This window comes from Polaromonas aquatica, from assembly GCF_042659145.1.
GTDB lineage: Bacteria > Pseudomonadota > Gammaproteobacteria > Burkholderiales > Burkholderiaceae_C > Polaromonas > Polaromonas aquatica.
This window is the reverse complement of record NZ_JBHSRS010000083.1, coordinates 231,670-255,096: the sequence shown is the minus strand read 5'-3', so window position 1 is coordinate 255,096 and position 23,427 is coordinate 231,670. Positions and strand designations below refer to the sequence as shown.

Genomic DNA, 23,427 nt, shown 5'->3' with positions numbered 1-23,427 from the left:
GGCTTTGGCGGATGGCGCGATCACGTTCGCCGGCCGCAAGTTGACCGTTCATGCGCGTTCTTTTCGTTTCTGACTATCCCCACCTGCCCGACATCAAGGGTGGGCTGCAGACCACCACCCACGATCTTTGCCAGGCCATGGGCGTTATCGGTGCGGAGGTCGCGGTACTTTGTGGCCTGAGCCTGACGGCCGCGCAGGACGAGATCGCGGGCGCTGGCCTGGCCCACCAGACATTCAGCGATGAAGCGCTGGGCTACCTTTGCATGCGGGCGGTTTCCCCCGCCGCTGCGTTGCCTCTGGCCGCTGCCGCCTGGAACGCGTCCATCATTGTTGTGCAAAGCGGTAACTCCCTGTCGCCGATGGTGCTGGCCAGCTTGCGTACCGGCCGGCCTACCGCTGTGTACCTGCACAATGTGGAAGTCCATCAACTGGGCGGCATGCTGATTCCTGACCCGTCATTGCTGTACCTGGCCAATTCGGCTTTCACCGCTGATCGTTGGCGGGCACTGTGCGGCCTGCATTGCCATGTGATTGAACCCGTGTTGCATGCGGAAAAGTACCTTGCTTCGGATGGCGGTTCCAGGGTGCTGTTTGTGAACCCCATGCCCATCAAGGGTGTGCAACTGATGTTTGCTTTGGCAGAACACTGCCCCGACCTGCCATTTCTGGTGCTGGAAAGCTGGAACCTGGACCCTCACTGGCGCGCCTATTGCCAGCAACGTGCGCGCAGCCTGGGCAATGTGCAGTGGCTGGGCCCCCAGGACGACATGCGCGGTGTGTATGCCCAGGCACGGGTGTTGCTGATGCCGTCGGTCTGGGAAGAGTCGTTCGGCCGTACCGTCATCGAGGCACAACTCAATGGAATCCCGGTACTGGCCAGCCATCGCGGAGCACTGCCCGAGACGGTGGGTGAGGGCGGGCTGACGATTGATCCGCACGAGCCGGTCGAAGTCTGGGCAGACGCATTGCGCCGACTGATGGGCGGGCATGAGTCATTCGGCGCGGCCGCACGTTATCGTGCCGAGAGCCATGCCGCGAATACTCCGCTGGTTGCTGCACAGTTGCTGGGCCTGCTGACCGAACACGCCTTGCGGTAGCCGTATGGCGATACACCCTGTCGCGCGGCGGCTGACACAAAGCGCATGGCAATGCTTTGCGGCAGGTGATCTGGCGGGGGCACTGGTGCATGCCCGCAATGCCGTGAGGCTGGACCCGCTGTCTTCCAAAGCCTGTGCCGCTTTGGGCTATTTCCTGATTCAATCCGGCAATACGGAAGACGCGGCCGCGATGCTGCTGCCCGCTCTCGGTCGCGCACCAGACAATGCGGTGCTGCATTGGTACAAGGGCTACCTCTTGTCGCGTAATGGGGACACCGCGGGTGCTGCCGCGGCGTTTGAACGAGCCTGCATGCTGGACGCCTCGCTGGACGAGGCTGCGCATGCGCTGGCCTGGGCGCTGATTGATCTGGGGCGCATCGAAGACGCCGCGCATTGGGCGGCCCAGGCGCTGCACCGTGCGCGCACGCCGCAACGCTTCATGCAGGCAGGCTGGATACAGCAGTTGCGCGGTGAGATTGGGCAGGCGGCGCATGCCTACCGCGAGGCCATCAGCGGCTTCGACGCGCGGGCGCCTGAGCAGCTTCGCCTTCACGTGTGTCTGATCCAGTGCCTGAGACGCCTGCGACGGCATGACGAGGTGGAAGCGCTGCTGCGAAAGGCCTTGCTGCAGTGGCCGGGCAATGCCGACCTGCTGGCCGAAACCACATGGCTTGCGCATGCGCAGGGCCGCACGGGGCTGGCGTTGCGGCAGGCTCGCGACATGGTGAAGGCGCAGCCGGGCAATGCCGAAGCCTGGCACAGGCTGGGTGCATTTTTGCAGGATGGCGGTGATTTAAAAGCTGCAGACGAAGCCTTGTCCAAAGCTCATGAATGCGACCCCGGGCTGGTGGATGTGATCTTTCGGCGTGCACAGATCAAACGTGGATTCAAGCAGTTCGAGGACGCGAAATTGCTGCTCGAGCTGGTGCTGGCGCAGGCGCCTGAAAACGCGGCCACATATGCGCTGATGGCGCAGGTGCTGCTCGACTTGCAGGAAACAGCAGCGGCCTGCCGTCTGTTGCATAAGCGCGTAAGGGTGCAGCCGCATGTGTCGGACCTGTGGCGCTTGCTGGCCGCTGCCCAGCTGCGTCGGGGCCGACCCTCAGGTGCTGAACGTACTTTAAGAAGGGCGCTGCGGCTGGATCCACACAATCTGGAGGCGCTGCGCATGCAGTGCTGGCTGGCGCTGGACGGCGGCAACACGACCCGTGCGGTCGATATCGTCAGGCAACTCACAACCCGCGCGGCAGGCGATCGAGGTGTGCAGGCCCAGGCGGCTATTGTTTTTGCAAAAGCCGGCCTTCTGTCTGAGGCACAGACCTGGGCAGAGCGGGCCGTGGCCCAGTCACCGGTTTTTTCCGAAGCCTGGCTGGCGCTCTCGCATGTGCGCCTGGGCCAGCGTCGCATGGCGGAAGCAGAACTTGCCGCGCGCCAGGCCCTGCATCTCGAACCTGGACAAGTGGACAGCCTGCGGCACCTGGGTTGGGTGCTGATGACGACGGCCCGGTATGGCGAGGCACAACTGGCATTCCTGCGCGCGATTGAATGCAAGCCTGGCGATCTTCTGCCCAGACTGGAGCTGGCTGAATCGCGGCGCCGCGCAGGCCATTTCGCGGCGGGTTTGCAGGAAGCCAACGCCGTGCTTGCAGAACGCCCCTTATGGCCACCCGCCCTGCTTTTAAAGGCCAGGCTGATGATCGAGGGTGGGATGGAAGGCGCGTTTGATGCCTGTACAGAATTGCTGCGCCGCGATGGCCGGCACGCCGATGCTGTCAAAGCGACCCTGCGCCTCGCCGGCCTGGGCAATGTGCGGGCGCGCCGGTCTTTGCTGCTGGTGCCCATTGAGGTTTTACGCAGCGCCTGGCGTGATGCTGTAGCCGATGCGGTGCATACCCAAAGCCAGGCCTGCTTCAGGCTGCTGGCAACTGCGGCATGCGAAGACCTTGAGGCCGACAGCTGGATGGGGACGGCAGCGCTTTATGCTGCGTCAGTGTCTGCACAATCGGATGTTGGCATCCTGAAACTCAAGGCACGTGACTGGTACCGCGGGCTCAAACTGCGCAGTGGCCTGGCGCCGTTTCCGGACCATGTCATTCCTGCGCACGAACGCGTCGTTGATCATCGCCCGCGAATTGCCTATGTGGCGAGCCAATTGCACCAAAGCCTGCTGCGCCGCGTACTGGCCGCGCATTCGGCTGACGGGGCGCAAGTATTTGTTTATACAAACCAATCCTTTGCCGACCTGCCGCCTCATGTGTATCTTCAGCCGCTTGTTGTGAAAAAACTGGCAGAGTCGTGCGCAGTCAATCGCATTGATGTGGTGATAGACACGGGTGGCCTGCATCCGTTTGAAGGCCAGATGGAGTTACTGGAGGCCTATGCACGCCGGCTTGCGCCTGTGCAGCTGGGCTGGCTGGGCTGCTGGGGCAGCGCGGGCGGGCTGTTTGATGGACTGCTGGCCGACGAGGTGTCCATCCCCCAGGACAAAACGGGTTTGTACGACGAGGCTGTCTTTCGTCTTGATGGCGGGCAGTGGTGCTGGGATCCGCCGCTGGCAGCCCCTGAGCCTCATCGGCCGCCTGCGCTCAGCCATGGTTATGTGACATATGGTGTTTGTGTCCGCAGCCTGCGATTGAGTGAGGCTTGCCTTGATGCGTTCGCCCGTATCGTGGCGGCCACACCAGGATCCGCCATTCGCTTTATTGGTGCAGTGGCAGAAGACTGGCCTTTGCGCCGGGACATCCTGTCGCGCATGCACTCTCAAGGGGTTGACGCCGGCAGGGTGTTTTTTGATCCCTTTCAGCCGCACGCGGCTTACCTTGAGTGGTTCGCACGCATCGACGTGGTGCTTGACGCCTTGAATGGTGGCGGCGGCCTGAGCCTGCTCGATCCCTTGTGGATGGGCGTGCCCGTCGTGACGCTGGCAGGTGAATGGGCTGGCACCCGGCAAGGTGCATCCATTCTGGCAGCACTCAATTTGCAGCAATGGGTCTGTGATGACGAAACCGGTTTTTGCGCGCTTGCCGTGTCACTTGCCGGAGACCAGTCCGCATTGGCAGAACACCGTCAGACCTTGCGGGGGCGCATCCACCAGTCACCGCTCGTGGACGGTCGGCGCGTTGCCGCGCAGATAGAGCAGCTCTGTGCACGCCTCAAGGCCGGCAGCGTGCCCATTGCAGCGGCGCCTGATGGCAAGGCCCGTACCAGGGCGCATGCGCAATGGGCGCTGGCCAACTGGCTGGCATGGCCGCGCAGCATTGAATTGCCGGTGCCTGCCGAAGGCACCACGCCAGACCTGTCTGTGGTGATAGTGCTTTTTAACCAGGCAGGGCTGTCACTGCGCACCTTGCAGGCTTTGGCAGACCAGCGCGGCGCGCAGTTTGAAACCATCATCGTTGACAACGCCTCGGGTGACAGTACATCTGAACTGCTTGAAAGAGTATGTGGCGCGAAGGTCATTCGCAATACAGAAAATGTCGGTTTTATACGTGCAGCGCGACAGGGCGCGGCGCTGGCCACTGGCCGTCATCTGGCATTTCTCAACAGTGATGCGATTCTGCAGGAAGGTACCCTTGCGGCTGCCCTGCACGCGATGCAGGCTGACCCCGGCATTGGCGTGCTTGGTGGTCGTGTGGTGTTGACGGACGGAGGCCTTCAGGAGGCCGGCAATGTCATTTTCAGCAACGGCCTTGCTGTCGGTATTGGGCGCGATGAAGACCCCTTTTGCCACGCCGCACGTGCAGGGCGGGCAACAGACTATGTCTCGGGTGTTTTTCTCGTCACGCCTCTTGCCGTGTGGCGCATGCTGGGCGGCTTTGATGAAGCTTTTGTACCGGCCTACTATGAAGACACCGACTATTGTTTGCGTGTCTGGCGGGCGGGGCTGCGCGTGATTTACGAGCCCACAGTGCTGCTGGAGCATCTGGAGTGGGGAAGCGCCACAGGTAACAGTGCCAAAATGTTGATAGAGCGCAACCGTGACCTGTTCTGCAGCCGCTACGGCGACTGGCTGAAACACCAGCCCGCGCTTGCGCCGCAACGGCTTGACGGTGACCGCTGGCTCTCACCGGAAGACCGCCCGCGCCGTCCGCGCATTCTTGTCATCGACAACGAAGTTCCGCACATGTTCAAGGGCGGTGGCCTGCCCCGGGCCCGGCTCATGTTGCAGGCGCTGCAGGATTGGCCGGTCACGCTGTTTCCGCTATGGACACTGCATGACGACTGGCGCGCGGTCTATGCGTCTTTGCCGCAAAGCGTCGAGGTTGCCATGGGGTACGGACTGGCGGGACTGGAGGATTTTCTGGAGCGCAGGCAGGGCGTGTACGACGTGCTGGTGGTCAGCCGCCCACCCAACCTGCAAGCCCTGCAACCCTTGCGCTCGCGCAGGCCTGAACTGTTTGCAGGCATGCGACTGGTCTACGATGCCGAGGCGCTGTTTGCGCTGCGCGAGATTGCCATGGCTGGCGTGCAGGGCCGTCCATTGACACGTGCGGCAGCCCATGACCGGGTCAGCGCCGAGATCGCATTGGCGGCGGACGCCACTGATGTGCTGGTGGTGTCCAGCCGCGATGCGAAGTACTTTGAGGCAACTGGCCACCGCACCCATATCCTGAGCCACGGCATAGCGGTGCGCCGCGACGCGCCGGGCCTGGGCAAGCGGCGCGGCCTGCTGTTTGTGGGCGCGCTGCACCCGGGTACTCCCAATGAGGATGGCCTGCTGTGGTTTATTGATGAGGTGATGCCACTGTTGCGCCTGCGCATGCCCACGCCGCCCATACTCTCGGTGGTGGGGGTATGCACCTCCCACAAGATAGCCGCTGCTGCAGGCCCCGACATCAGTATCCTGGGACCTCAGGATGCGCTGGAGCCCCACTACGATGCCGCCCGCATATTTGTGGCGCCTGTGCGGTTTGCAGGCGGCGTGCCCGCGAAGGTGATTGAAGCCGTGTCGGGCGGTGTGCCTGTCGTTGCCTCTGCCTTGCTGGTGCGCCAACTGGACTGGCGCGATGGCATTGATATCCTGGGCGCCGGGGATGCACAAACCTTTGCTTCGGCCATCGTCAGGCTGCTCGGCGATGACCAGGCCTGGCAGCGCCAGCAAGTGGCAGGATGGGCGCAATGCGCGCAGCGTTATGACCCGGCGCTGTTTGCCCAAACCCTGCGTGGCGCACTCATGGCGCCACCGGGGCCAGGGCTTCAAACATGACGGTCAGTCGCAGGAGTACACCATGCTCCTGCGTTTTGGCAGGCTAATGGCCCGTAGTGACTGTGGTCAAGCCGAGGCCGTGGTGCGTCAGACACTGGCTGGCGTGAGGATATCCTCGCGACCTGTGTGGAACTGGCAGCAGACAAGGGTCAGGTGCTGGTTGAATGGTTCCGGTGAGGGCGCTGGCGTGCAATCACGCAGCTGAAGTGATGTTCCAGCTGGCCCCGGCGGTCCAGGTCGTCCTCTGCATCCATGAGCGCCTGAAGCCACGGCCTGGCTTCGGGTGCCTGAAAATTCTGGGCGACGTCAGCCAGCAGCACATGCAGCAGTGAGCCGCCATAAGGGCGTTGGGCCACCACCTTGAAGTAGTCTGGCAGCAGGGGAAGGATGCGCGAAGAGCACGCGGCTTCGCTCGGGTCCACCGCCACCACCTCTGCCACCGTGGGCGCACGAAAGCTTTTTTTTATCACACCGTTCTGGTTGGCCAGCATGCGCTCGGGGAGCAGGTCGGCCAATGCGGTGAGTTGTGCCAGATGCCGCGGTGAATACTGAAAGCGGTCCGGCCCCACATACTCGTCCAGGTAAAACCAGCCATCCGGCGTGAGAAGCTGCGCCACTGCCGAGTACAGCTTGTCCAGTTGCGAGCAATGGTGAACGCTGGATACACCCAGCACGGCATCAAAACTGCCGGGCAGGAAGGGTGCCTGCCCGACGGGCAGCTCATCCATGCTGGCCAGAACATGGCTGATGCCATCCAGTCCGGCTACATTTTCCCGGGCGATAGCCAACACCTTGGGCGACAGGTCAAACGCCACGATCTCACGGGCCCAGGCCAGGCCGTGCAGTTCGCGCTCCAGATGGCCGGCACCACAGCCCAGCACCAGGATGCGGCGCAGCGGCAAACAGCCAGCATCGGCCAGGTGCCTGCCAAACCAGGCCAGCGGCTTGACCGTCGGGTCACCGCTCACACGGCGGTTGATCAGGCGATGAATTTCATCCAGGTGGGTCCAGTGCTGGCCGTTGGTCACCCAGGCGCCGGGATCACCCCACGCCGCATCAAGCCTGGTGGACAAGCCGGTGTCAGGCATGGCCGGGCTTTTCGCAAACCACGGTGTAGAGCTCAACCGATCTGCCTCCCTCCGCCGGTTGCGGCTGGGTATGAAAAACAACCCTCGCCTCGGTAAAACCCAAAAGTCCCAGCGCCGAGACAAAAAACTGTGGCGTGAAATGCCACCAGGTGTGCACCTGGTCCACACCACGGTGCGGCAAAAATGCGCAGGCAGCCTGTTCGCCCAGCGACGCGTTGTAAACCTCGGTCACGATGACCGTCTTGCGTGTTCGCGCGGCCACGCTCTCCAGCAGGTCAAACGGCCGCCTGCAGTGCAGCAGCACGGCTGCCAGCAGGCCGACATCAAAGGTGCCTATGGTGTCCGGAATCCTGTACGGCTCGGCTTCAATCATGCGGACTGTCGACTTCATCATCGCGTGCGCATACCAGAACGAATTGCGAACACGTTCGATACTTTTGGAGAACCCGGCGCGCCAGGCAGGGATGTCAACGCCTTGCGACGGCACCACATCCCATAGGTGCGACATCGGTGGTTCCAGCGCCGTGACCTGAGCGCCTGCACGTTCCATGCAAAAAGACAAAAATCCGCTGGCGGGGCCAATCTCGAGCACCGATTGCCCGGCAAAATCAACATGGCCAAGATAGGGCTGCCAGTTGTCGCGCAGGTCCCATTGCCCAACGACCTCTCCCTCAGCCAGCGTGAACGAATGGTAAAAATCGCAGTCTTCGCGCTTCACGATGCGGGGTTGGATGTACATGGGTTTCGGGTCAGGGACCATGGGTCTGGGCAGTGCGGAATCTTACAATGCAATCTCAACAGGAGCATGCATGGGCTTTCCTCCCGGACACTACTACTCGCCGATTCCAGATCCCGATGACCTGCTGCGGCGAGAAAAGCAGATATGGGCCCCGCGACTAGGCCTGGCGGGTGTGGACATGCAGATACCCCAGCAACTGGAGTTGCTGCAAAGTCTCAGGCCGCACCTGGCTGCAATTGACTACCCGGTCGATGCGCCGCCGGAGCCTGATCGCTATTACTACATGAACGGCATGTTTCCCGTTCTGGACGCCGAGTTTTTGTTTGGCGCCTTGTGCCTGTTCAAACCAAAGCGGGTGATCGAGGTTGGCTCGGGCTTCTCATCACTGGTCATGGCCGATGCAAACCGCCGCGCGTTTGGCGGCGGTATCGACATCACCTGCATTGAACCTTATCCACGCGATTTCCTTGTCGCAGGGGTTGAGGGCATCACCCGCCTGGTGCCTTCCCGTTTGCAGGATGTGGACCTGGCGCTTTTCGACCAGCTGGACAGCGGAGATATTCTGTTCATTGACTCATCGCATGTCTGCAAGACGGGCAGCGATGTCAACTTGTTGTTCTTCGAGGTCCTGCCCCGGTTGAAGCCAGGCGTATATGTGCACCTGCACGATATCTTTCTACCCGACGAGTACCCCAAGCCCTGGGTGCTGACAGAAGAGCGAAGCTGGAGCGAGCAATACCTGCTGCACGGCTTTTTGATGTTCAACAGCCAGTGGCGCGTGGTGTGGATGGCGCATTACATGTGTACTCGCTATCCGCAGGCGGTCAGTTCCGTGTTTCCGAGGTACCCTGCGCTGGGTGAGGGCGGGAGCTTCTGGATGCAGCGGCTCAATCCGCCCTTGGCCTGAGGGCCACGAGGTCCCGCCCGATACCGAGGACCGGGTGTCATCACCCACGCCGGCCTCAGGCGTCTGGGTGACGTGCATCTCTTCCAACAAATCCAGGGCGTGAAGCATTTGCATTGAAGTCGTCTTCGGCTGATTCCAAGCGTGCCTTGACCTGAGGAATGACCTCGCACAGGAGCCTTCAGGCGGTTGCCACTCGACTGCATGCCAACCAGGGGCTTTTTGTGAATGATGCCGGAGAGATGCCTTTGCACGTCAAACAAGTCACGCTAAGTTGTTGATTCTTAAAAGGGCCGCGTAGTGGCGGGGTTAACGAATACCACAAAACCTGCCACGATGAACTCAGAACAGGTCGCCGCTTTGGACCACGTCGCCGCCCTTGGGACGCATGACAAGGTCACAGCGCCGCAAAGAATTGGCTTGGCGTCTGCCCGAATTGTTTGCGGAACATCGTGGCGAATGCACTGGGGCTGTCGTATCCCAACGTAAGTGCGACATCTATGACCTTCTCCCCTGTCGCCAATAGTTCAAGCGCACGCAGCAGTCGGGCCTGTGTTCGCCACTGGCCGAACGTCATGCCGGTTTGCTTCACAAACAGGCGCTGCACGGTCTTCACGTCAACAGCCAGACGCTGCGCCCAGTCCGCCAGGGTTGACGGGTCATTCAGGCGCTTCTGAAGTAGCGTGCAGATGCGAAGCAGCCTGGGGTCGGCAGGCATCTGAAGGTGTAGCGGCAACACAGGCAATGCCCACAACTCGTCCAGGATTAGCCGCATGAGCCTGCCATCGCGGCTGCCGGGAACATAAGGCTGCGGGACGTCCATGGCGGCGCGAATCAGTTCACGCAGCAACGGCGGGATGGCCACGGCTTGGGTGCTGTCCAGCAACTTCGGTGCGGCCTCCGGCGCAACCAGCAAGCTACGCATGTGGACTTCACCGATGCACTTGATTTCGTGTCTCATGCCCGCGGTCATCCAGATGGCACGGGTCGGCGGTACAACCCAGCGGCCCGCCTCGGCCTGAACCACCATGACGCCCTGAACGGCGTAGATGAGCTGATGCTTCGAGTGTGCGTGCGAGGCGATGTGCCAGCCGGGCGGGTAGTCGGTCGGGTGCCCGCTGACAGGCGAGGCCGCAGCTTCAATTTGCCGGAGCGCCGTCGCAAGCGGTTGAGGAGTGGAGACTGAGGCCATGTCCTTTTTGCAAGGGTTTTTGGTTAAAAGGCGCGAGACAGGCGATGTGAATCTGACGACAATTCTTGCACGACACGCACGCCGGCGTGTGCCGGAAGCCATCTGCGGATTGCTTCCGAATCCCTTGATTGAAAGCCGCTACATGACATCCATCACAACGCTCGAAGCCACAGGCACTCCAGCGATAACCGACAGCCCCGTGGTTTCGACCACGAAAGCCAAGCCAGCCTTTGGCATCCTCGGCTTTCTTAGCACTTCGCACATGGTCAACGACATGATGCAGTCGCTGATTCTGGCGATGTACCCGATTTTGAAGGGTGACTTCTCTCTCTCCTTCACGCAAATCGGCCTGATTTCCTTGACGTACCAGTTCACTGCGTCATTGCTGCAACCGTTGATTGGACTTCTGACAGACCGCAAGCCGCAGCCGTACTGGCTGCCGCTCGGCATGCTGTCCACGCTGGTCGGGTTGATCCTGCTGGCCTTCGCGCCAAGTTACGCCGTACTGTTGCTGGCGTCGGCCTTCATTGGCATCGGGTCCGCCATCTTCCATCCTGAATCGTCGCGTATTGCCCGTCTCGCGTCCGGGGGAAGGCACGGCTTCGCGCAGTCGGTATTCCAGGTCGGCGGCAACATGGGGAGCGCACTGGGGCCACTTCTCGCTGCAATTGTCATCGTGCCCTTTGGCCAGCACAGCGTTGCGTGGTTCGGGCTTGCGGCGTTACTCGGCGTGGTCATGCTTCTGCGGGTGAGCCGCTGGTACGCCTCTCAGCACGCCGCGGTGACCAGGGCCAGGGCACCTGCAGTAGCGGCACCCTATCCACTTCGCGTTGTCGTGGGAGCCATCGCCGTCCTGCTTGTGCTGATTTTTTCGAAGTACTTCTATGTGGCAGGGCTGAGCAGTTTCTACACGTTCTACCTGATTGAACGGTTCGGTGTGTCAGTGCAGAACTCGCAACTCCTGCTGTTCGTATTCTTGTTCGCATCGGCAGTAGGCACGATTCTGGGCGGCAGTGTAGGTGATCGCATCGGGCGCAAGCCGGTCATATGGGTGTCCATCCTCGGCGTCGCACCGTTCGCGCTGCTCTTGCCCCACGCAAACCTCTTCTGGACTGTGATGCTGACTATCATCATCGGCCTGGTTCTGTCGTCAGCCTTCTCGGCCATCCTCGTCTACGCGCAAGAGCTGATGCCTGGCAAGGTGGGCATGGTGTCCGGTTTGTTCTTCGGCTTCGCGTTCGGCATGGGGGGACTGGGGGCGGCCGTGCTGGGCGTTTTCGCGGACCACACCAGCATCGACTACGTGTACCACGCCATCGCGTACCTGCCGCTGCTCGGCCTGGTGGCTGCGCTGCTGCCCAAGGGCAAGCACAAAGCAGAACGCTAACCTGAAGCAGGGCACTCTACCGGTTCATGCGGGTCGTGAAAGCGCCGGGCGTTGTGCGTTAGATCGAACCCCCACTGGGTCAGATTTCGACGGAATTCAACACTGAAGCGACCAGAAAAACAAAAAGCCCTCAATTGAGGGCTTTTGCTTGAATGGAAAACCAACTGTCATCAGTTTTGACATCAGTTGTTTTCAGTAAGTAACCACTATCGCGTTTCACCGCGGTAAATGGTGCCGGAGAGATGAATCGAACACCCGACCTTCTCATTACGAATGAGCTGCTCTACCGACTGAGCTACACCGGCTTATTCTGAAATACAGCCTGCGATTATAGCCCGGCCTTGGGCTCAAGGTGGTAGGCGGTGATTCGCTCCACCTCATTTTTCGATCCGAGCACCACACTCACACGCTCGTGGAGCTTGCCGGGCTGCAGGTCCAGGATGCGCTGCCTGCCGTTGGTGGCTGCGCCGCCGGCCTGCTCTATGAGCCAGCTCATGGGGTTGGCTTCGTACATCAGGCGCAGTTTGCCGGCCTTTTGGGGCTCGCGTTTGTCCCAGGGGTACATGAAGACGCCGCCGCGGGTCAGGATGCGGTGCACGTCGGCCACCATGGAGGCGATCCAGCGCATGTTGAAGTCCTTGCCGCGCGGGCCTTCCTTGCCCTGCAGGCATTCGTCGATGTAGCGTTTGACCGGCTCGTCCCAATGCCGCATGTTGCTCATGTTGATGGCGAACTCCTTGGTGTCCGCCGGGATCTGCACGTTTTCTTCGGTCAGCACAAACGAGCCCTGCTCGCGGTCCAGCGTGAACATGGCGACGCCGTCGCCCACGGTCAGCACCAGGGTGGTCTGCGGGCCATAGACGCAGTAGCCGGCGGCAACCTGTTTGTTGCCGGCCTGCAGGAAGTCCTTTTCTTCCACGGCGGCACTGCCTTCGGGCTTTTTGAGCACGCTGAAGATAGTGCCAATGCTGACGTTGACGTCGATATTGCTGGAGCCGTCGAGGGGATCAAACAGCAGCAGGTATTCGCCTTGCGGGTAGCGATTGGGCACCAGGTAGATGCTGTCCATTTCTTCCGAAGCCATGGCAGCCAGGTGGCCGCCCCATTCGTTGGCCTCGATCAGCACCTCGTTGGCGATGATGTCGAGTTTTTTCTGGACTTCGCCCTGCACGTTTTCGCTGCCGGCGGTGCCCAGCACGCCACCCAGCGCGCCTTTGTTGACGGCCTGGCTGATGCTCTTGCAGGCACGCGCAACGATTTCAAGCAGCAGGCGCAGCTCGGGCGGTATGTGACCGTCCTGGCGCTGTTGCTCAACCAGGTAGCGGGTCAATGATATTTTTTGGGACATATGGAGTTCCAGTCTTGGGTAAGGATGCAATCAACCGGCCAAGGCACGCGTGACGACTTCAAGTGTGTCTTTGCTCAAATCGGCTTTGGCGGCGACGCGGCTGATGGCTTCGCGCGCTGCGCTGCGATACGGTTCGGCGAGCTTGCTCCAGCGGTCCAGTGCCCGTGCCAGCCGCGCCGCGACCTGCGGGTTGATGGCGTCAAGCTCAATCACGCGCTCGCTCCAGAACACATAACCTGCGGCGTCGGCACGGTGGAAACCGGCCGGGTTGCCCTGGCAATACGTGCTGATCACGCTGCGCGCGCGATTCGGGTTGCGCAGGCTGAAGTCGCTGTGTTTCATGAGCTGCTTGACGGCCGGCAGGATGTTGCCGCCGCGGTCCGGTGCGCTCACCTGCAGGCTGAACCACTTGTCTATGACCAGTGCTTCGTCCTTGAACATGGCGTGGAATGACTGCAGCGCCTGTGCCGCAAGGCTGTGGCCGCTGGAGACCAGCGCGGCCAGCGCATTGAAGCGGTCGGTCATGTTGCCGGCATCCTTGAAGCGCTGCAAGGTCTTGCCGGGCCAGACCGGGTCGCCGCTGGCAACGGCTGCCAGGCACAGGTGCGTGAGCGCCATGCCGGCGAGTGCACGGCGGCCTGAGGATACGGCATCGGGTGTGTAGGCGCCGGTGTCGTGGTTGGCCGCGTAAACAGTCTCCCAGTCCGCATGCAGTCTGGTTGCCAGTTGCTGGCGCATGGCTTCGCGCACGGCGTGGATGCGCTGTGGATCCACCGTGTCCAGCTGCTCGGCCAGGTAGGTTTCTGAGGGCAGCGTGAGTACCAGCTCCTTGAAGGCTGCATCCAGCGCCGGATGGCGCAGAACCTGGCGCATGGCTTCAATATAGGCATCATCCAGTGCTGCGGCGCCCGTATCGCTTGCGCTGCCAGCTATTGATTTAATAGCGGACAGGGCGCGGTTGACAGCCAGGCGCTGCCCGGCTTCCCAGCGGTTGAAGGGGTCGCTGTCGTGCGCCAGCAGGTGCAGCAGTTGCGCGTCGGTGTAGTCAAACTCCAGCACCACGGGGGCGGTGAATCCGCGCAGTATGGACGGAACCGGCTCGGCAACGATACCGGTGAAGGTGAAGGTTTCGCTGGCCTGTGTCAGCACCACGGTGCGTGTACCGTTGGTTGATCTGGCTTCGGGCTCGCCCGACAGCTGCAGTGGCAAGTCCTTGCCGTCGGCGCCCAGCAGGCCAAGCCCGACCGGGATCACAAACGGCTCCTTGACGCCCTGGCCTGTCGTTGGTGCGCAGTTCTGGCCCAGCGTCAGGGTGTACGTGCCGGCAGCGGCGTCGTACACGCCTTGCGCACTGACGCGCGGCGTGCCGGCCTGGCTGTACCAGCGCTTGAACTGGGGCAGCAGGCGCGCCAGTTCGGACTGGGGGTTGGCGTCGGCAATGGCCTGGGCAAAGTCGTCGCAGGTCACGGCGTGGCCGTCGTGGCGCTCGAAGTAGAGCGTCATGCCTTTTGCAAAGCCGTCGCGGCCTACCAACGTCTGCATCATGCGTACGACTTCGGCACCTTTTTCGTAAATGGTGACGGTGTAGAAGTTGCTGATTTCAACGTAGCTGTCGGGCCGCACCGGGTGCGACATAGGGCCGGCGTCTTCGGGGAACTGGGCGGTGCGCAGCACGCGCACGTCTTCAATGCGTTTGACGGCGCGGGCCGAGGCCTCACCGCACAGGTCCTGTGAGAACTCCTGGTCGCGGAAAACCGTCAGGCCTTCTTTCAGGCTGAGCTGGAACCAGTCGCGGCAGGTGACGCGGTTGCCCGTCCAGTTGTGGAAATACTCGTGGCCGACCACGCTTTCGATGTTGGAGAAATCAACGTCGGTCGCCGTGGCCTGGTTCGCCAGCACGTACTTGGTGTTGAAGATGTTCAGGCCCTTGTTTTCCATGGCGCCCATGTTGAAGTCGCTGGTGGCGACGATCATGAAACGTTCCAGGTCCAGCGGCAGGCCAAAACGCGCCTCATCCCAGGCGACGGAGTGCATCAGCGAGGTCATGGCGTGTTCGGTCTTGTCGAGGTCGCCGGGACGTACATAGACCTGCAGGGTGTGTTCCTTGCCGGCGCGTGAGGTGATGCGCTGTTCGCGGCTGACCAGCTGGCCGGCTACCAGTGCAAACAGGTAGCTGGGTTTTTTGTGCGGGTCCACCCATTTGGCAAAGTGGCGGCCGTCTTCAAGTTTGCCGCTGTCGACCAGGTTGCCGTTGGACAGCAGCACCGGGTACTTGGTGCTGTCGGCGCGCAGGGTCACGGTGTACATGGCCATCACGTCAGGCCTGTCCAGGAAATAGGTGATGCGCCTGAAACCTTCAGCTTCGCACTGCGTAAAGAACGAGTCGTTGCTGACGTAGAGACCCATCAGCTTGGTGTTTTTGGCCGGGCAGGTGGTGGTGAAAATCTCCAGCTCGAATTCATCGGGCAGGTTGTCCAGCACCAGCTGCTTGCCTTCCATCTTGAAGGATGTGCCCTGGCCGTTGACCAGCACGCGTGCCAGGTTGAGCTCTTCACCGTCCAGCTTGAGCGCTTGCACCGGCAGGTCCGTGTTGCGGCGCAGCTTCATCTTGTTGAGCACGCGCGTTTTGGCCGGGTCCAGGTCAAAACACAGGTCGACGGTGTCGATCCAGTAGGCGGGCGCGGTGTAGTCGGCGCGGTTAATCGTCACGGCGGGGCCTTGCCCGGTTCCACTGGCGTCAAGCTTTTGCAGCATGGGTATTTCCTGAAAAAGTTGTCTTTGGCATGAAGCGGATGGCAGAGGGCATTACACGCCCTGTTTGAGGGAGGCCTCAATAAACTGGTCGAGGTCGCCGTCCAGCACTTTTTGCGTGGCGGAGGTTTCGTAGTTGGTACGCAAATCCTTGATGCGGCTGTTGTCCAGTACGTAACTGCGAATCTGGTGGCCCCAACCCACGTCGGTCTTGGTGTCTTCCAGCTTTTGCTGGGCTTCCTGCTGTTTGCGCAGCTCGAAGTCGTACAGGCGCGAACGCAGGCGCTTCCAGGCGACGTCGCGGTTGCTGTGCTGCGAACGGCCGTCCTGGCACTGCACCACGATGCCGGTCGGGATGTGCGTCAGGCGCACGGCCGAGTCGGTCTTGTTGATGTGCTGGCCGCCTGCGCCGCTGGCGCGGAAGGTGTCGGTGCGCACGTCGGACGGGTTGATGTCGATCTCGATCGAGTCATCAATCTCGGGGTAGACAAACACCGAGGCAAACGAGGTGTGGCGCCCGCCGGACGAGTCAAACGGTGACTTGCGCACGAGTCGGTGCACGCCGGTTTCGGTGCGCAGCAGGCCAAAGGCGTATTCACCCTCGATCTTGATGGTCGCGCCCTTGATGCCAGCGGTGTCGCCGGGCGATTCGTCTTCAACCGTGGTCTTGAAACCCTTGCGCTCGGCGTACTTGAGGTACTGGCGCAGCAACATGCTGGCCCAGTCGCAGGCTTCGGTGCCGCCGGCGCCGGCCTGGATGTCCAGGAAGCAGTTCAGCGGGTCGGCCGGGTTGTTGAACATCCGGCGGAATTCCATCTTCTCGACTTCGGCCGCGACCTTGGCGGCTTCGGCTTCGATGGCCTGCATGCCGGCTTCGTCGCTGTCGCCCCTGGACATCTCGAACAGCTCGGTGTTGTCGGCCAGTTCGGCGCTCAGGCGATCAATGACGAGAACCACGTCTTCCAGCGATTTCTTTTCCTTGCCGAGTTCCTGCGCGCGTTTGGGGTTGTCCCAGACTTTCGGGTCTTCGAGTGCGGCGTTGACTTCGTTTAATTTACGTTCTTTGGCAGGGTAGTCAAAGATACCCCCGAAGTTCATTCACCCGATTGCTCAGGTCGGTGAGCTGGTTGGCGATGATATTGATGTGTTCTGCGTCCATGAGTGTTCAATCCTGAATGTGGGGGCCGATTTTGGCCAAGGCGTGATTTTCTCATGCCGGGGGCCACAATTTCCCGCCGGGTTAACCCAAGGGGAATTAGCGCCCTCGGGAGCATCCTTTGACAAGCTCAGGACAAACGGAGCGTGCCGTGGGCGAACCAGATTAGCCCAGAAAACCCTCAATCAGGCTCGCCAGCTGTTCCGGCTGGTCATGGTGCAGCATATGGCCGGCGTCCTGGATGACCGCAACTTCCGCTTTGGGCACCTGCTTCAGCCTGTCGTGGTATTCGGCCAGGGTATAGCCCTGTCCCCATTTGGCCAGGGAGTCGTCCGAGGCCTCGACGGCCAGTGTGGGTGCGCTGATGTGCCGGTAAATTTCCAGGGCTTCATCGGCCCGGTACAGCATGGCGCTGGTGATTTTGTGGGCGGGATCGCCCAGGATGTGCCACTTGCCGGCTGCATCAGGGCGCGCCCAGTGGCTGGCCAGCCAGCTGGCCTTGTCCTCCGAGAGCCGGGGGTTGGTCTTCATGAGTCGCCTGGCCACGCCGCCCACGTCGTCATAGGCCTTGAGGTCCATCTCGCCGCGCTGCAGGCTTTTGAGCTCGTCTATCCATTTGCCGTAACGCCTGGGCGCCTGGCTGGGTTTGCTGGCGGGCAAGCCAAAACCTTCCAGGTTGACCAGCTTGCGGATGCGCTCCGGCCGGACCCCTGAGTAAATCATGGCGACATTGCCGCCCATGCTGTGACCGACCAGGTCTACCGCCTGGCCGGGCGCATAGTGGTCCAGCAGCAAATCCAGGTCCGCCAGGTAGTCCGGGAACCAGTAGTTGTCTACTTTTGCGCCATTTTCGGGAGCGGTAGTCAGCCCAAAACCGCGCCAGTCGGGGGCAATGATGGTCCGGCCGGCGGCAAAGGCGTCTGACAGGGCGTCAACCATGAATTGATAGGACGCTGCGACGTCCATCCAGCCGTGGACCAGCACCAGTGGCGCTACGGACGTGGCTGCCTGGCCCGGGCTCTCCCAGATCTGGACGTGGTAATGGAGTCCGCGTATAGGGACAAACTCGCTGCGGGAAGGGCGTTTTTCTTTGTACATTGTTTTGATGATAAAGAGAGACGCCACGAAACGCAGTCAACACAGTGACAAAGCCCGCAGCGCGCAGCCGGACCATTACGCGGCCCTGCACCAAGGCTTTGGCTGGCAGGTTGACGAGTATTTCAATATCGCCGAAGCCTGCTGCAGCCGCTGGGCCAGGCCTGGGCGTGGCTCGCAGGATGCTATAAAAAGAATAGCTATCTGCGCGCACAGGACGGCGGCCAAGAGCACTTTTCATACTTATCTTGAGCTAAAAAAAGCCGCTGACGCCCTCAGCCACGTGCTGGCCGGCCTGGGCGTGCAGCGCGGCGACCGCGTGGCCATCGTCATGCCGCAGCGCTTTGAAACTGCCGTTGCCTACATGGCGGTGTTCCAGATGGGCGCCGTTGCCATGCCGCTGTCCATGCTGTTCGGGCCCGAGGCACTGGCGTTTCGCCTGCATGACAGCGAGGCGGTGGTGGCGATTTGTGACGAGAGCAGCATCAGCAGCGTCAACTCGGTACGTGCCGAATGCCCGGCGCTGCGTACGGTGGTGGCAGCGGGCGACGCCAGTGGTGACGTGGACTATGCCAGCGCCCTGGCCGGACAGCAGCGTGCTTTTACAGCGGCCAAGACCAAGGCCGACGAGGCGGCCGTGCTGATCTATACCAGCGGCACGACCGGCCCGCCCAAGGGCGCGCTGATTCCACACCGCGCGCTGATAGGCAACCTGTCGGGTTTTGTCTGCAGCCAGAACTGGTTTGGGTTTGACGGCAAAACCAATGCGAGGTCGGATGCGGTGTTCTGGAGCCCGGCGGACTGGGCCTGGACCGGTGGCCTGATGGATGCACTGCTGCCGACTTTGTATTTCGGCCGTCCCATAGTTGCGTTCAACGGCCGCTTCAGCCCGGAGCTGGCCTTCAGCCTGATGCAGCAGCAGGGCGTGACGCACACCTTTTTGTTCCCCACGGCGCTCAAGGCCATGATGAAGGCTTACCCCGAGCCGGGCCGGCATTTCAAACTCAAGCTGCAAGGCATCATGAGTGCGGGCGAGGCGGTGGGCGATGCCGTGTTTGACTACTGCCGTGCGCAACTGGGCGTGGTCGTGAACGAGATGTTCGGGCAGACCGAGATCAATTACGTGGTCGGGAATTGCGCGGTGCTATGGCCGGCGCGTGCCGGCAGCATGGGCAAGGGCTATCCCGGCCATCGTGTTGCGGTGATTGACGATGAAGGCAAGGAATGCGCTGTTGGCGTGCCCGGCGATGTGGCCGTCAACCGCTTTGACGTGCATGGCCATCCGGACCCGATATTCTTTCTCGGCTACTGGAAAAACGAGGCCGCAACCCGGGCCAAATTTACCGGCGACTGGTGCCGCACAGGCGACCTGGCCAAACGCGATGCGGACGGCTACCTCTGGTACGAGGGTCGGGCCGACGATGTGTTCAAGGCTGCGGGTTACCGCATAGGGCCGGGGGAAATAGAGAACTGCCTGGTCAAGCATCCGGCCGTCACCAACGCTGCCGTGGTGCCCAAGCCCGACCGAGAGCGCGGCGCGGTGGTCAAGGCCTATGTTGTGCTTGCTCCTGATTTGATAGCTGATCGCGCGCGTCAATCGGTGGCTGGAAGCCAGTTTGATGCCGAAATCATTGCCATGTTGCAGGCCCATGTCAAAACCATGCTGGCGCCTTACGAGTACCCGAAAGAGATTGAATTCATAGAGGCACTGCCCATGACCACTACCGGCAAGGTGCAGCGGCGGGTGTTGCGGCTGCAGGAAGAAGAGCGCTTCAGGGCACTCCCATAAATCCAATTCTCGGGCGCATGGGGGCGTTGCGCGGTGCTCGGAATCCTCATGCACTGAAGTGCACTCCGGTTCCTGCGCTCCGGGCGCCTTGCCCTGCATTCCGTCATTTGGATCAGCGATAAGAAAAGCACTCCGAGGAGTGCTTTTCTTGTTCCAGCAGGAGCCGCGGAACTGGCTTTGCCAGGCCGCAGGCACCGTCCCCTGCAAGGGGAAAGGAGGCTACACGCAGTGAGCCTCGATAGGGGTGAACGAATGTGTCCGCAGAACTGGCTTCGCCAGGCTGCTGGTGCCGTCCCCTGCAAGGGGAGAAGGCGCTACACGCAGTGAGCGCCGACAGGGGTGTGCCAGTTGTTACCGTGCAGCAGTCTGCTCTGCCACATAGATCTCGACGCGGCGGTTTTTGTCGCGGCCGGCCTGGGTGCTGTTGTCCGCGACCGGCTCGCGCGAGCCGCGGCCGTCGGTGGCAATCCGTTGTGTCGCCACACCCTGGCTGACCAGGTAGTCGCGGGTTGCATTGGCGCGCTGGACAGACAGCGGGTTGTTGATGGCATCAGAGCCGGTGTTGTCCGTGTGGCCGATGATGGTCACGGTGGTGACCGGGTTCTGGTTCAGGCTGGCGGCAAAGTGGTTCAGGATAGGCACAAAGTTGGGTTTGATGGCCGAGCGGCCGGTATCAAACGAGACGTCGCTGGGAATGTCCAGTTTCAGGCGGTTGTCCTGGGTCTGGCTGACCGCCACACCGGTGCCGGCAGTTGCTTTTTCCATCGCGGCTTTCTGGTCCTGCATCCTCTGCGACCAGACATTGCCGCCCACCGCGCCTGCCACGCCGCCCAGCGCCGCACCGGTTACTGCACCCTTGGAGCCACCGACGAGCGCGCCGACCACCGCGCCAACGCCGGCACCAATGCCGGCGCCCTTGGCTGTGCCTTTCTCGGTTTCACTCATATTGGCGCAGCCCGAGAGGACACCCAGGGCCAGTGCCACGCAGGTCAGTGAAGAGAGGATGGGTTTCATGAAAATGCTCCTGGATGTATTAAAAAATTGCTGATGACCGAATTGGTGTTTTTACGCCGTTTGCAGGTTAACGTAAATCCAAAGTATCCATATGTAAGGCAATCGCTCATTTCATTGTCTGTTTTTGTGCCTGTTGCCGGCGTCAGCGGCATATGTGCCCAGCCCTTAAACTTGGCAGGTATGGCGCTGGACAGCGATCACGCGCCCCTGTTGCAAGACTCCCCCATTCTTAAATTTGACAGACATGAATAAAGTTCAACTTGGCTCCAGCGACCTGCAGGTCACGCCCATTTGCCTGGGCACCATGACATTTGGTGAGCAGGTCAGCGAAGCGGTGGCACACAGCATTCTTGACCGATCGCTGGAACGCGGCGTCAACTTTCTTGATACCGCAGAGATGTACTCGGTGCCGGCACGGGCGCCCACCTTCGGCGCGACCGAGACCATCATCGGCAACTGGTTTGCGAAGAACCCGGGCGTGCGCAGCAAGCTGGTGCTGGCGACCAAGGTAGCCGGCCCCTCACGCGGCATGCCCTGGGTGCGTGAAGGCAGCGGCATGACGGCCGCGGACATCGTCGCCTCATGCAATGCCAGCCTCAAGCGCCTGCAGACCGAGGCGATTGACCTCTACCAGATCCACTGGCCCGAGCGCCATGTGCCGGCCTTTGGCATGGTCTATTACGACCCGTCCAGGGAGCGGTCGGCAACGTCTATCCATGAGCAGCTTGAAGCGATGGGCAGCCTGGTGAAAGCCGGCAAGGTCCGCGCTATCGGCCTGTCAAACGAGACGCCTTATGGCGTGCACGAGTTTGTGCGCCTGGCCGAGCAGCACGGCCTGCCGCGCATTGCGACGGTGCAAAACCCCTATTGCCTGGTGAATCGCACGCTGGAAAACGGCCTGGACGAAACCATGCACCGGCTCGGTGTTTCACTGCTGGCCTATTCGCCCCTGGGTTTTGGCCTGCTGACGGGCAAATACGACCAGTCCGGCACCGAAGGCCCGAACGCCCCAAAGGAAGGGCGTATCGCCAAATTCGAGTCGGTGCGCAAGCAGCGCTGGGGCCGGCCTGAAGCGCTGGCCGCAGCGCGCCGCTACAACGCGCTGGCACGTGACAACAAGCTGACTCCCACACAACTGGCGCTGGCGTTTTGCTATACCAAATGGCAGGTGGCCAGCACCATCATCGGCGTGACATCGGTGGCCCAGCTGGACGAAGACCTGGATGCTTATGGCACGAAGCTGACACCGGAAGTGCTGGCCGAGATTGACAAGATCCGATGGGACGCGCGGGACCCCGCACTTTAAATGATTCTCCCCCGAAGCGCCTTCGGCGCCTCCCCCCAGGGGGCGGCACCAGCGGCCCGGCGAAGCCGGTTCCGCGGTGGCCCGCGAACGGAGGTGGCTCAATGAGCAGGAAAGACCACGTTTCTGAGACCCCCGCCACGCAAATGCTCAAGGCCCACAAGGTGGCCTTCACGGAGCACCCGTATGAATACCTGGAGCACGGCGGGGCGCAGCACAGCGCCGAGGTGCTGGGCTTTGATCCTTTCACAGTCGTCAAGACGCTGGTGATGCAAGACCAGGATGCCAGGCCCTTGCTGGTATTGATGCACGGCAACCGCAAGGTGTCGACCAAAAACCTGGCGCGGCAGATAGGCGCGAAATCGGTCGAACCCTGCAAACCCGAGGTGGCGAACCGCCACAGCGGTTACCTGGTTGGCGGCACCTCGCCCTTTGGCACACGCAAGGCCATGCCGGTGTATATCGAGGAAAGCATCCTGGCTTTGCCTAAAATCGCCATCAACGGCGGCAGGCGCGGTTACCTGGTGGGCTTGGACCCGCAGGTGTGTGTCACATTGCTGGATGCAAAATCGGTGCAGTGTGCGTTGGTTGAATAAAACATAAAACGTGCATGAATGAAAAATTCAGGCACGACATAAAACAGGAGATTGGTTTTGGAATATCTGTATGCAGGCGCGGCGGTGCTGTTGTCCTATTTGCTGGGGTCCTTGTCGTTTGCCGTGATCGTCAGCCGCCTGCTGGGCCTGCAAGACCCACGCAGCTACGGCAGCAAAAACCCCGGTGCGACCAATGTGCTGCGCTCCGGCAGCAAGGTGGCCGCAGTGGCGACGCTGCTGCTGGACGGCCTCAAGGGCTGGCTGCCGGTGATGCTGGTCAAATGGTTCGGCAAGGACTACGGCCTGGAAGACGCCACAATCGCAGCCGTGGCTTTTGCGGCCTTTATCGGTCATCTGTTCCCGGTGTTTTTCAAATTCAGGGGTGGCAAGGGCGTGGCCACGGCGGCAGGTGCCTTGCTGGGCATTGACTGGCTGCTCGGGCTGGCAACGCTGGCGACCTGGCTGATCGTGGCCTTTTTTACGCGTTATTCGTCCCTGGCCTCCATGGCCAGCGCAGCCTTTGCCCCCCTGTTTTACCTGATGGGCGACCGAGGTCCCTGGTATGTCGAGCGCAGTATTTTGCTGGCCATCTTCATGATCAGTGTCTTGCTGGTCGTGCGGCACCGCGACAACATCGTCAAGCTGATGAATGGCACCGAGTCAAAACTGGGCGCTGGCAAAAAAGAGCTCAAAAAGGAAGTGAAAAAGCGCTAGACAGCTGGAGAGGCAGGTGGCTCCGGGCGGTTGGCCGCCGCTCCGCTG

General features: G+C 61.4%; 17 protein-coding genes and 1 tRNA gene. 9 read left to right on the top strand and 9 right to left on the bottom strand.

Annotated features, from left to right (window positions below; genetic code table 11):
- The first annotated feature begins 50 nt into the window (after positions 1–50).
- Both ACFQND_RS20360 and ACFQND_RS20355 read left to right on the top strand, forming a co-directional pair.
- The gene (locus ACFQND_RS20360; RefSeq protein ID WP_371438210.1) at positions 51–1,097 is read left to right on the top strand and encodes a glycosyltransferase; all 1,047 of its coding nucleotides are present in this window, start codon (positions 51–53) and stop codon (positions 1,095–1,097) included.
- 4 nt (positions 1,098–1,101) lie between these two features.
- The gene (locus ACFQND_RS20355) at positions 1,102–6,303 is read left to right on the top strand and encodes a tetratricopeptide repeat protein (RefSeq protein ID WP_371438209.1); all 5,202 of its coding nucleotides are present in this window, start codon (positions 1,102–1,104) and stop codon (positions 6,301–6,303) included.
- 149 nt (positions 6,304–6,452) lie between these two features.
- On the opposite strand, the gene ACFQND_RS20350 is transcribed toward ACFQND_RS20355, so the two are convergent.
- The gene (locus ACFQND_RS20350) at positions 6,453–7,391 is read right to left on the bottom strand and encodes a class I SAM-dependent methyltransferase (RefSeq protein ID WP_371438208.1); all 939 of its coding nucleotides are present in this window, start codon (positions 7,389–7,391) and stop codon (positions 6,453–6,455) included.
- On the bottom strand, positions 7,384–8,130 hold the full coding sequence (locus tag ACFQND_RS20345; RefSeq protein ID WP_371438207.1) for a hypothetical protein: 747 nt from the start codon (positions 8,128–8,130) through the stop codon (positions 7,384–7,386). The genes ACFQND_RS20350 and ACFQND_RS20345 overlap by 8 nt, the downstream gene beginning before the upstream one ends.
- A 70-nt stretch (positions 8,131–8,200) precedes the next feature.
- On the opposite strand from ACFQND_RS20345, the gene ACFQND_RS20340 reads away from it, so the two are divergent.
- Positions 8,201–9,037, top strand: coding sequence for a class I SAM-dependent methyltransferase (locus tag ACFQND_RS20340; RefSeq protein ID WP_371438206.1), 837 nt, complete (start codon positions 8,201–8,203; stop codon positions 9,035–9,037).
- 394 nt (positions 9,038–9,431) lie between these two features.
- Here ACFQND_RS20340 and ACFQND_RS20335 read toward each other — a convergent pair whose 3' ends face one another.
- Positions 9,432–10,226, bottom strand: a complete 795-nt coding sequence (locus ACFQND_RS20335; protein ID WP_371438205.1) for an AraC family transcriptional regulator — start codon at positions 10,224–10,226, stop codon at positions 9,432–9,434.
- Between the two features lie 142 nt (positions 10,227–10,368).
- Between ACFQND_RS20335 and ACFQND_RS20330 the strand changes: the two genes are divergently transcribed.
- Positions 10,369–11,613: an MFS transporter gene (locus ACFQND_RS20330; protein ID WP_371438231.1), complete on the top strand. Its 1,245-nt coding sequence runs from the start codon at positions 10,369–10,371 to the stop codon at positions 11,611–11,613.
- 229 nt (positions 11,614–11,842) lie between these two features.
- Here ACFQND_RS20330 and ACFQND_RS20325 read toward each other — a convergent pair.
- The 5 genes from ACFQND_RS20325 to ACFQND_RS20305 all read right to left on the bottom strand — a co-directional run bounded on the left by ACFQND_RS20325 (position 11,843) and on the right by ACFQND_RS20305 (position 17,966).
- Positions 11,843–11,918, bottom strand: a tRNA-Thr gene (locus ACFQND_RS20325).
- Between the two features lie 23 nt (positions 11,919–11,941).
- Positions 11,942–12,961: a class 1 fructose-bisphosphatase gene (locus ACFQND_RS20320; protein ID WP_377414445.1), complete on the bottom strand. Its 1,020-nt coding sequence runs from the start codon at positions 12,959–12,961 to the stop codon at positions 11,942–11,944.
- 30 nt (positions 12,962–12,991) lie between these two features.
- Positions 12,992–15,715: an aminopeptidase N gene (pepN, locus tag ACFQND_RS20315; RefSeq protein WP_371438203.1), complete on the bottom strand. Its 2,724-nt coding sequence runs from the start codon at positions 15,713–15,715 to the stop codon at positions 12,992–12,994.
- 51 nt (positions 15,716–15,766) lie between these two features.
- A protein-coding gene (prfB, locus tag ACFQND_RS20310; protein ID WP_371438202.1) for a peptide chain release factor 2 occupies positions 15,767–16,871 on the bottom strand; the annotation gives its coding sequence in 2 pieces (ribosomal slippage) (positions 15,767–16,789 and positions 16,791–16,871; 1,104 coding nt in all).
- A gap of 162 nt (positions 16,872–17,033) precedes the next feature.
- Entirely contained in the window at positions 17,034–17,966 is a 933-nt protein-coding gene (locus tag ACFQND_RS20305; protein ID WP_371438201.1) for an alpha/beta fold hydrolase, read from the bottom strand.
- A 7-nt stretch (positions 17,967–17,973) separates the two neighbouring features.
- Between ACFQND_RS20305 and ACFQND_RS20300 the strand changes: the two genes are divergently transcribed.
- The gene (locus ACFQND_RS20300) at positions 17,974–19,752 is read left to right on the top strand and encodes an acyl-CoA synthetase (protein WP_371438200.1); all 1,779 of its coding nucleotides are present in this window, start codon (positions 17,974–17,976) and stop codon (positions 19,750–19,752) included.
- Between the two features lie 351 nt (positions 19,753–20,103).
- On the opposite strand, the gene ACFQND_RS20295 is transcribed toward ACFQND_RS20300, so the two are convergent.
- Complete coding sequence (locus ACFQND_RS20295) at positions 20,104–20,766, bottom strand: OmpA family protein (protein WP_371438199.1); 663 nt, start codon at positions 20,764–20,766, stop codon at positions 20,104–20,106.
- A 33-nt stretch (positions 20,767–20,799) separates the two neighbouring features.
- Between ACFQND_RS20295 and ACFQND_RS20290 the strand changes: the two genes are divergently transcribed.
- From ACFQND_RS20290 to plsY, 4 genes are all read left to right on the top strand, one after another.
- Positions 20,800–21,018: a hypothetical protein gene (locus ACFQND_RS20290; protein WP_371438198.1), complete on the top strand. Its 219-nt coding sequence runs from the start codon at positions 20,800–20,802 to the stop codon at positions 21,016–21,018.
- On the top strand, positions 21,011–22,072 hold the full coding sequence (locus ACFQND_RS20285) for an aldo/keto reductase (RefSeq protein ID WP_371438197.1): 1,062 nt from the start codon (positions 21,011–21,013) through the stop codon (positions 22,070–22,072). Before ACFQND_RS20290 ends, ACFQND_RS20285 begins: the two co-directional genes overlap by 8 nt.
- Positions 22,073–22,173: 101 nt before the next feature.
- Positions 22,174–22,665, top strand: coding sequence for a Cys-tRNA(Pro) deacylase (gene ybaK, locus ACFQND_RS20280; protein WP_371438196.1), 492 nt, complete (start codon positions 22,174–22,176; stop codon positions 22,663–22,665).
- Positions 22,666–22,722: 57 nt separating this feature from the next.
- Positions 22,723–23,379, top strand: coding sequence for a glycerol-3-phosphate 1-O-acyltransferase PlsY (gene plsY / locus ACFQND_RS20275; protein ID WP_371438195.1), 657 nt, complete (start codon positions 22,723–22,725; stop codon positions 23,377–23,379).
- The last annotated feature ends 48 nt before the right edge of the window (positions 23,380–23,427 follow it).

What these genes read in the sequence shown, in the direction of transcription:
- ACFQND_RS20285 (WP_371438197.1), top strand. Translation starts at nt 21,011, where the DNA reads ATGAATAAAGTTCAACTTGGCTCCAGCGACCTGCAGGTCACGCCCATT.
- ACFQND_RS20290 (WP_371438198.1), top strand. Translation starts at nt 20,800, where the DNA reads ATGACCGAATTGGTGTTTTTACGCCGTTTGCAGGTTAACGTAAATCCA.
- ACFQND_RS20350 (WP_371438208.1), bottom strand. Translation starts at nt 7,391, where the DNA reads ATGCCTGACACCGGCTTGTCCACCAGGCTTGATGCGGCGTGGGGTGAT.
- ACFQND_RS20305 (WP_371438201.1), bottom strand. Translation starts at nt 17,966, where the DNA reads ATGTACAAAGAAAAACGCCCTTCCCGCAGCGAGTTTGTCCCTATACGC.
- ACFQND_RS20355 (WP_371438209.1), top strand. Translation starts at nt 1,102, where the DNA reads ATGGCGATACACCCTGTCGCGCGGCGGCTGACACAAAGCGCATGGCAA.
- ACFQND_RS20335 (WP_371438205.1), bottom strand. Translation starts at nt 10,226, where the DNA reads ATGGCCTCAGTCTCCACTCCTCAACCGCTTGCGACGGCGCTCCGGCAA.
- ACFQND_RS20320 (WP_377414445.1), bottom strand. Translation starts at nt 12,961, where the DNA reads ATGTCCCAAAAAATATCATTGACCCGCTACCTGGTTGAGCAACAGCGC.
- ACFQND_RS20360 (WP_371438210.1), top strand. Translation starts at nt 51, where the DNA reads ATGCGCGTTCTTTTCGTTTCTGACTATCCCCACCTGCCCGACATCAAG.
- ACFQND_RS20340 (WP_371438206.1), top strand. Translation starts at nt 8,201, where the DNA reads ATGGGCTTTCCTCCCGGACACTACTACTCGCCGATTCCAGATCCCGAT.
- ACFQND_RS20300 (WP_371438200.1), top strand. Translation starts at nt 17,974, where the DNA reads ATGATAAAGAGAGACGCCACGAAACGCAGTCAACACAGTGACAAAGCC.
- ybaK (WP_371438196.1), top strand. Translation starts at nt 22,174, where the DNA reads ATGAGCAGGAAAGACCACGTTTCTGAGACCCCCGCCACGCAAATGCTC.
- ACFQND_RS20330 (WP_371438231.1), top strand. Translation starts at nt 10,369, where the DNA reads ATGACATCCATCACAACGCTCGAAGCCACAGGCACTCCAGCGATAACC.
- ACFQND_RS20345 (WP_371438207.1), bottom strand. Translation starts at nt 8,130, where the DNA reads ATGTACATCCAACCCCGCATCGTGAAGCGCGAAGACTGCGATTTTTAC.
- ACFQND_RS20295 (WP_371438199.1), bottom strand. Translation starts at nt 20,766, where the DNA reads ATGAAACCCATCCTCTCTTCACTGACCTGCGTGGCACTGGCCCTGGGT.
- pepN (WP_371438203.1), bottom strand. Translation starts at nt 15,715, where the DNA reads ATGCTGCAAAAGCTTGACGCCAGTGGAACCGGGCAAGGCCCCGCCGTG.